General features: G+C 71.2%; 5 protein-coding genes. 3 read left to right on the forward strand and 2 right to left on the reverse strand.

Annotated features, from left to right (window positions below; translation table 11 throughout):
• Positions 1-320: 320 nt before the first annotated feature.
• Positions 321-1,943: a hypothetical protein gene (locus EAO71_RS38505; RefSeq protein ID WP_187282548.1), complete on the forward strand. Its 1,623-nt coding sequence runs from the start codon at positions 321-323 to the stop codon at positions 1,941-1,943.
• A 148-nt stretch (positions 1,944-2,091) separates the two neighbouring features.
• Here EAO71_RS38505 and EAO71_RS03690 read toward each other — a convergent pair whose 3' ends face one another.
• Complete coding sequence (locus tag EAO71_RS03690) at positions 2,092-2,352, reverse strand: LapA family protein (RefSeq protein ID WP_187282549.1); 261 nt, start codon at positions 2,350-2,352, stop codon at positions 2,092-2,094.
• A 163-nt stretch (positions 2,353-2,515) separates the two neighbouring features.
• Here EAO71_RS03690 and EAO71_RS03695 point away from each other — a divergent pair, with 163 nt between their 5' ends.
• Together EAO71_RS03695 and EAO71_RS03700 are read left to right on the forward strand one after the other, a co-directional pair.
• Positions 2,516-3,727: an alginate lyase family protein gene (locus EAO71_RS03695; RefSeq protein ID WP_147976313.1), complete on the forward strand. Its 1,212-nt coding sequence runs from the start codon at positions 2,516-2,518 to the stop codon at positions 3,725-3,727.
• Between the two features lie 152 nt (positions 3,728-3,879).
• On the forward strand, positions 3,880-4,746 hold the full coding sequence (locus EAO71_RS03700; protein WP_147976314.1) for a hypothetical protein: 867 nt from the start codon (positions 3,880-3,882) through the stop codon (positions 4,744-4,746).
• Here the strand turns inward: EAO71_RS03700 and EAO71_RS03705 are convergent.
• Positions 4,721-5,986 (reverse strand): arginine deiminase, encoded by a 1,266-nt coding sequence (locus EAO71_RS03705; protein WP_147976315.1) that lies wholly within the window; start codon positions 5,984-5,986, stop codon positions 4,721-4,723. The genes EAO71_RS03700 and EAO71_RS03705 overlap by 26 nt on opposite strands.
• Positions 5,987-6,000 lie beyond the last annotated feature (14 nt).

Below are 6,000 nucleotides of genomic sequence, written 5' to 3' on the forward strand. Positions count from 1 at the left end.
GCACCCGTCGGCGGCGCCCGCGCCACGGCGCACTCTCCCGGTCCGGTGCGCCCGCCCGCCCTCTCGCGGAGCGCGTGCCGGGCGCACTCCCGCCGGCCGTCGTCGGCCGGGGGCCACGACCCCGCGTGTGGGATTGGTGACGTTCGTTCACATGTTCTTAGGCGGCATGGATTCCGCTTGTTAGCGTGAGGCCCCGCGCACACCCGACGCATCGTCAGGGTGTGTCTGACCAGCATGTTTCTCCCGCGAGAGGCCTTTACATGACAAATCCGTCCCACCGAATACGCCACCTTGCCGGAGCGGTTCTGGTCGGTGCCCTGGTGTCCGGGCTCCTCCCCGCCGCCGGTGCCTCCGCCGCGCCCGACCGGGCGCCGCGTGCGGCCGTGGCCGTGGACGATCCGGTCGAGGGCATGCCCGAGGACGGCTTCGAGGACGAACCCGAGGGTGAGCAGGACGACTTCGCGTCCGTCTCCGCCTTGGCCTCGGCCCGCACGGCGGCCCCGGCGGGTGTGCAGGCGCTCGCCGCCCCGCTGCCCGGCCGGGCCGGCGACTTCCAGCTGGAGACGGGTTCCTCGCTCGCCGGCCTGGTGGACCAGCTGGAGGGCGCCCTTCCGGAGCAGGGTCTGACCGACCTGATGGAGGAGGCCAACCGGGAGTCCGGGTGGGAGGGCGACTGCGGGACGGCGGGCATCTACGGTCCCGACCTCGCCGTGAACCACCGGGTGTGCTGGAAGAGCGACGACGCCACCTCCACCGAGTGGATCCCGCAGGCCATCACCGGTGTCTCGGACGCCCAGGAGGACGAGGACTGGGGCACGTCCAACGCCGAACCGATCGCCGTCGCCGCGTACGACAAAGAGAATCCCGGTCGCAGCGACTACACCGCCGGACGCGACAACTGCGTCCAGGACAGCGCCTCGGACGCCTGCAACGAGAAGGGCATCCGGGTCAGCTTCTTCAACCAGGCCACCCGGATGTACCGCCATGTGCTGCTGGTCTGGCCCTACCTCAACTCCAAGGACCACATCTCCTTCGACGCGCTCCACGCGCGTGAGGGCACGTGCACCACTTCCGTCACCAACACCTGCAGGGCCCAGACCGGCATCCACGCGGGCGGCATGGTCTGGTACGGCAACTACCTCTACGTCGCCGACACCTCCAACGGTCTCCGGGTCTTCGACCTGCGCAAGATCATGGACCTGAACCCGGACAACGACGCCGACGTCAACGACCCGACGCTCGACGGCCTCGTCAGCGACGTCGTCGACAAGAAGCGGATCGGCCGGCAGAGCAACGTCTGGTACGGCTACGGCTACCGCTACGTCATGCCGCAGGTCGCCTCGCTGCGGTTCACCGCCGCCAAGCCCACCGGCGACACCAGCAAGAACCAGTGCTACGCCACGGCCCGTCCGAAGGCGTCGTACGTCTCGCTCGACCGCACGGACACGGACCACCTGGTCCTCGGCGAGTACTGCAACACCAACAACGGCGGTTCCAGCCCGGGCCGGGTCGGCACCTACCCGATGGCCTCGGTCGCGGCCGCCGTCGAGGCCGCGGCCGGTACGAAGGCGAACGCGGACGCGGCCTACGGCCTGCCGACCGGCGTGACCTTCGGGGGCGAGCCCCTCTGGCACAAGATCCAGGGCGTCACGCGATACGAGGGCAAGTGGTACTTCCACCGCAGCAACGGGTACGACAACGGCCGGCTGCTCCAGGCGGCGGTCGGCACGGTCGACGGCACCTCGCAGCTGGTCGGCAACGCGAAGGTGCTGCAGAGCGCGTTCGGCCCGGAGGACCTGTACCTCGCGCACGGCCGCGGCGACGGCTTCCCGCCGCAGCTGTGGTCACTGAGCGAGCACGCGCCGAGCGCGTCGTGCGGTGCCTGCAAGCGCGAGCTGTACAGCTACAACATGAGTGAGGTGATCGGCGACTTCGCCCCGTAGCGTCGCCGCCGCACCGGAGCCGCACGTGCGCAGCCCGCGCCGTGCGGCTCCCGCGCGTCCGCCGTCCGCCGTCCGGCGCGTTCGCGGGAGAGCCGACCGCGCTCCCCGGTCGGGTGGCCGGGTGCGGAAGTGCGGTGCGTACGGCGTCTCAGCGTGACCGCGTGGCGCGCCGGCGGGCGATGAAGAGACCGAAGACCATGCCCACCAGCAGCGTGACCGTCAGGACGGCCCAGAGCGGCAGCGTCACCGTCGGGATCCAGAGTTTGATGGTCACGGAGCCCGTGTTGGCCGCGATGAACCAGATGGCCAGCGCGGCGAGGACCAGGAAACCGATGGTACGCAGGCGCATGTCGCGGCCCTTGACGGTCAGGGTCGGCGGTCCATGCGACGCGGATGCCTTCTGTGCCATACCGCTCATTATCGGATGGATCCGGCATTTAATCGAACGGTCGACGTCGCGCCACGGGTGCGCCGAGCTCCGATGCCGCACCCATTGACGCCTCTGGTCCAGACCTCTACCTTCTCGGTCAAGCTCCTGGCCGTCGTTCATGTATATGACTGGAGGTCGCTGCATGTCCCGCAGGAGGTTGTCGGACCGTCGGACGTCCCCCCTCGTACTCGCCTTACTGGTGCTTCCCCTGCTCGTCACTCTGCTCGGTGCCCCCGCCTCCGGTCGGGCCGCCGCCGCGCCGGCCGCGTTCGCCCATCCCGGAGTCCTCGTCTCCCGCGGACAGTTGGACTTCACCCGCGAGAAGGTGCAGGCGGGCGCCCAGCCGTGGAAGGGCGCCTTCGACCGGATGATGGCGAGCAGGTACGCCTCGCTGTCCCGCACCGCCAAGCCGCGCGCGGTCGTCGAGTGCGGCTCCTACTCCAACCCCGACCACGGGTGCACCGACGAGCGTGAGGACGCCCTCGCCGCGTACACGCTGTCCCTGGCCTGGTACGTCACCCGGGACAGCCGCTACGCCCGGAAGGCCGTCGAGATCATGGACGCCTGGTCGGCGGTGATCAGGGACCACACCAACTCGAACGCGCCGCTCCAGACGGGCTGGGCCGGCTCGTCCTGGCCCCGGGCGGCCGAGATCATCCGCTACACCTACCCCGACGGCTGGCCCCGGGCCCGGATCGACCGCTTCGCCGGCATGCTGCGGACCGTGTACCTCCCCGAGGTCGCGGGCGGCTCCCGCTCCAACGGGAACTGGGAGCTCAGCATGACGGAGGCCGCCATCGGCATCGCCGTCTTCCTGGAGGACCGGGCCGCCTACGACCGTGCGGTCGCCCTGTTCCGCGGCCGGGTCCCCGCGTACATCTATCTGACCGGCGACGGCAGCCTCCCGAAGACGGCGCCGGGCAGCGGACTGGACACCCGCGACGAGATCGTCCGCTACTGGCAGGGGCAGACCACCTTCGTCGACGGACTGACACAGGAGACCTGCCGCGATCTGACCCACACGGGATACGGGCTCTCCGCCATCTCGCACATCGCCGAGACCAGCCGCATCCAGGGCCAGGACCTCTACCCCGAGATCGCGGACCGGCTGCGGCACGCACTCGGGCTCCAGGCGACGTACGAGCGCGGCGCGCCCGTCCCCGGCACGCTGTGCGGCGGCACCCTGAAGGACCATCTCGGACCGGTGACCGAGGTGGGCTTCAACGCACTCAACGGCCGCATGGGATACGCGATGACGAACACCCGGGCGCTGACCGAGGCCAACCGGCCGGCCGGCAGCAACAACCTGTTCGTCGCCTGGGAGACCCTCACCCACGCCGGCAACCCCCGCTGAACGGAGGCCGGGGCGGTACCGGGGCGCGCCCGCCCGGTACCGCCCCGGCCGGCGTGAGGGACGGAAATCCGTTCGGACCGTCGCGGGGGAGCGTTCTACGCTCGACGGGAGCCGGCCGGAGGGCCGGGCCGCGGGGGAGCGGGGGAGTCGTCGTGCGATGGCGCTGGGGCAGGAAGAGGACGCCTGCGACGATCGAGGAGGCACCGCCGGACACCGGACCGCCGGACAGCGGGCCGCCGGTGGACGACGACTTCAGTCCGCACCGCTGGGAGATCGAGGTGTGGCACGAGTGGCTCCGGGTCTCGCCGACCGGAGCCGAGCTCCGGGCCTGGTGGACGGACGAGCGCACCGACCGGACCGGCCCCGACGACGAGGAGCGGCACCGGGAACGCCTGGCCGAGATCCTCACCCGGGCGGCCCCGCGCGACTGCGCGGCCCTCGGCCTCGGCTGCAGCCGCCGCGTCGACCGGCCCTGCCGCGATCCGCGGCTCTGCCGGCAGGACCCGCCGGCCGGCTCCCGGCTCCGTTCGGGTCCCGTCCCCGGCGCGTGCAGCTCGTTCATCGACTGCTGGTCCCCGCTGGGGCTCCGCGTGAAGTTCTCCGGGAACGACCGGCACCGGGCCGTGCACCTGCGGCTCGGCCCGCCCGTCGACCCGGTGGGCGTCTGGGTCGACGGAGTACGGATCGCGCCCGACCTCTGGCTCGACGAGTCCGGCTACTGGCTGGACGACCGGTTCTACGTCGTGGAGGCGAGCGGTCCCGACGACCACCCGGAGCAGCTGATCCCCTCCATGGGGCATCTGGGCTGCTCGATCATGACGGTGGTCGTCCACGACGTCGAGCGGGCCACGACCCAGGTGCTGGTGCCCGAGGCGGGCGAGAACTGGACGTGGCCCGTGCTCCGCGTGACCGACGGGACCTTCCGTGTGTACGCCGACGAGGCGGCTCTGGAGGCCGACACCCCCGATCGGATCCTGCCCGCCGCTCCGCCGGTCAGAAGTCGACCGCGTCACGGATGAGGGGGCAGGTCATGCAGTGGCCGCCGCCGCGGCCCCGACCCAGCTCGGCCCCGACGATGGTGACGACCTCGACGCCCGCCTTGCGCAGCAGCGTGTTCGTCTGGGTGTTGCGGTCGTAGGTGAAGACGACGCCCGGCTCCAGGGCGACGGCGTTGTTGCCGCTGTCCCATTGCTGGCGCTCGGAGGCGTAGACGTCGCCGCCCGTCTCGATCACCCGCAGCTCCGGCAGGCCGAGCGCCTTCGCGACCACGTCGACGAACGGGGTCGTGCCCTCGTCGGTGATCTCGACACCGGGCGCCCGGTCGGCGGGGCGAAGCGAGAAGGTGTGGACGGCGTCCATGATCCGCGGGTACAGGGTGACGATGTCGCGGTCGGCGAAGGTGAAGACGGTGTCCAGGTGCATGGCCGACCGCAGTTTCGGCATGCCGGCCACGACGACGTGCCGGGCGGCCCCGTTCGCGAACAGCGAGGCCGCGACCTGGGTGATGGCCTGGCGGGAGGTGCGCTCGCTCATGCCCATGAGGACCACCCCGTTTCCGACGGGCATGATGTCGCCGCCCTCGAACGTGGCCTGGCCCCAGTCCTGCTCCGGGTCGCCCCACCACACGGTGCTGTCCCGGTAGTCGGGGTGGAAGAGGTAGACGGCCTTCATCAGCAGGGTCTCGCCGTGCCGGGCGGGCCAGTACAGCGGGTTGAGCGTCACGCCGCCGTACAGCCAGCAGGTGGTGTCCCGGGTGTAGAGGGTGTTCGGGAGCGGGGGCATCAGGTACTCGCGCGCGCCGGTGGCCTCGCGGGCCAGGGAGACGTAACCGGAGCGGTGGTCCTCGGGCAGGTCCGCCGTCGACAGGCCGCCGACGAGGTACTCGGCGAGCGCGCGCGGAGCGAGCGACTCCAGGAAGGCCCGGGTGTCGTCGATCAGCCCCAGCCCCACCTCGTTGGCGATGATCTTGCGGTCGAGCAGCCACGCCCGCGCCTCGGGGATCGCCATCGTCTCGGTGAGCAGGTTGTGCAGCTCGACGACCTCGACACCCCGCTGGGTCAGCTTGTTGACGAAGTCGGCGTGGTCGCGCTGGGCGTTCTCCACCCACATCACGTCGTCGAAGAGCAGGTCGTCGGAGTTCGTCGGGGTCAGCCGCCGGTGGGCGAGCCCCGGCGCACAGACGAGGACCTTCCGCAGCCGTCCGACCTCGGAGTGGACGCCGAGGGCCGGCCGGGAGTCGGTGGTGTCGTGGCTCGTCATGGGGGACCTTGCCG

Source organism: Streptomyces sp. MS191, assembly GCF_008042125.1.
Classification (GTDB): Bacteria; Actinomycetota; Actinomycetes; order Streptomycetales; family Streptomycetaceae; genus Streptomyces.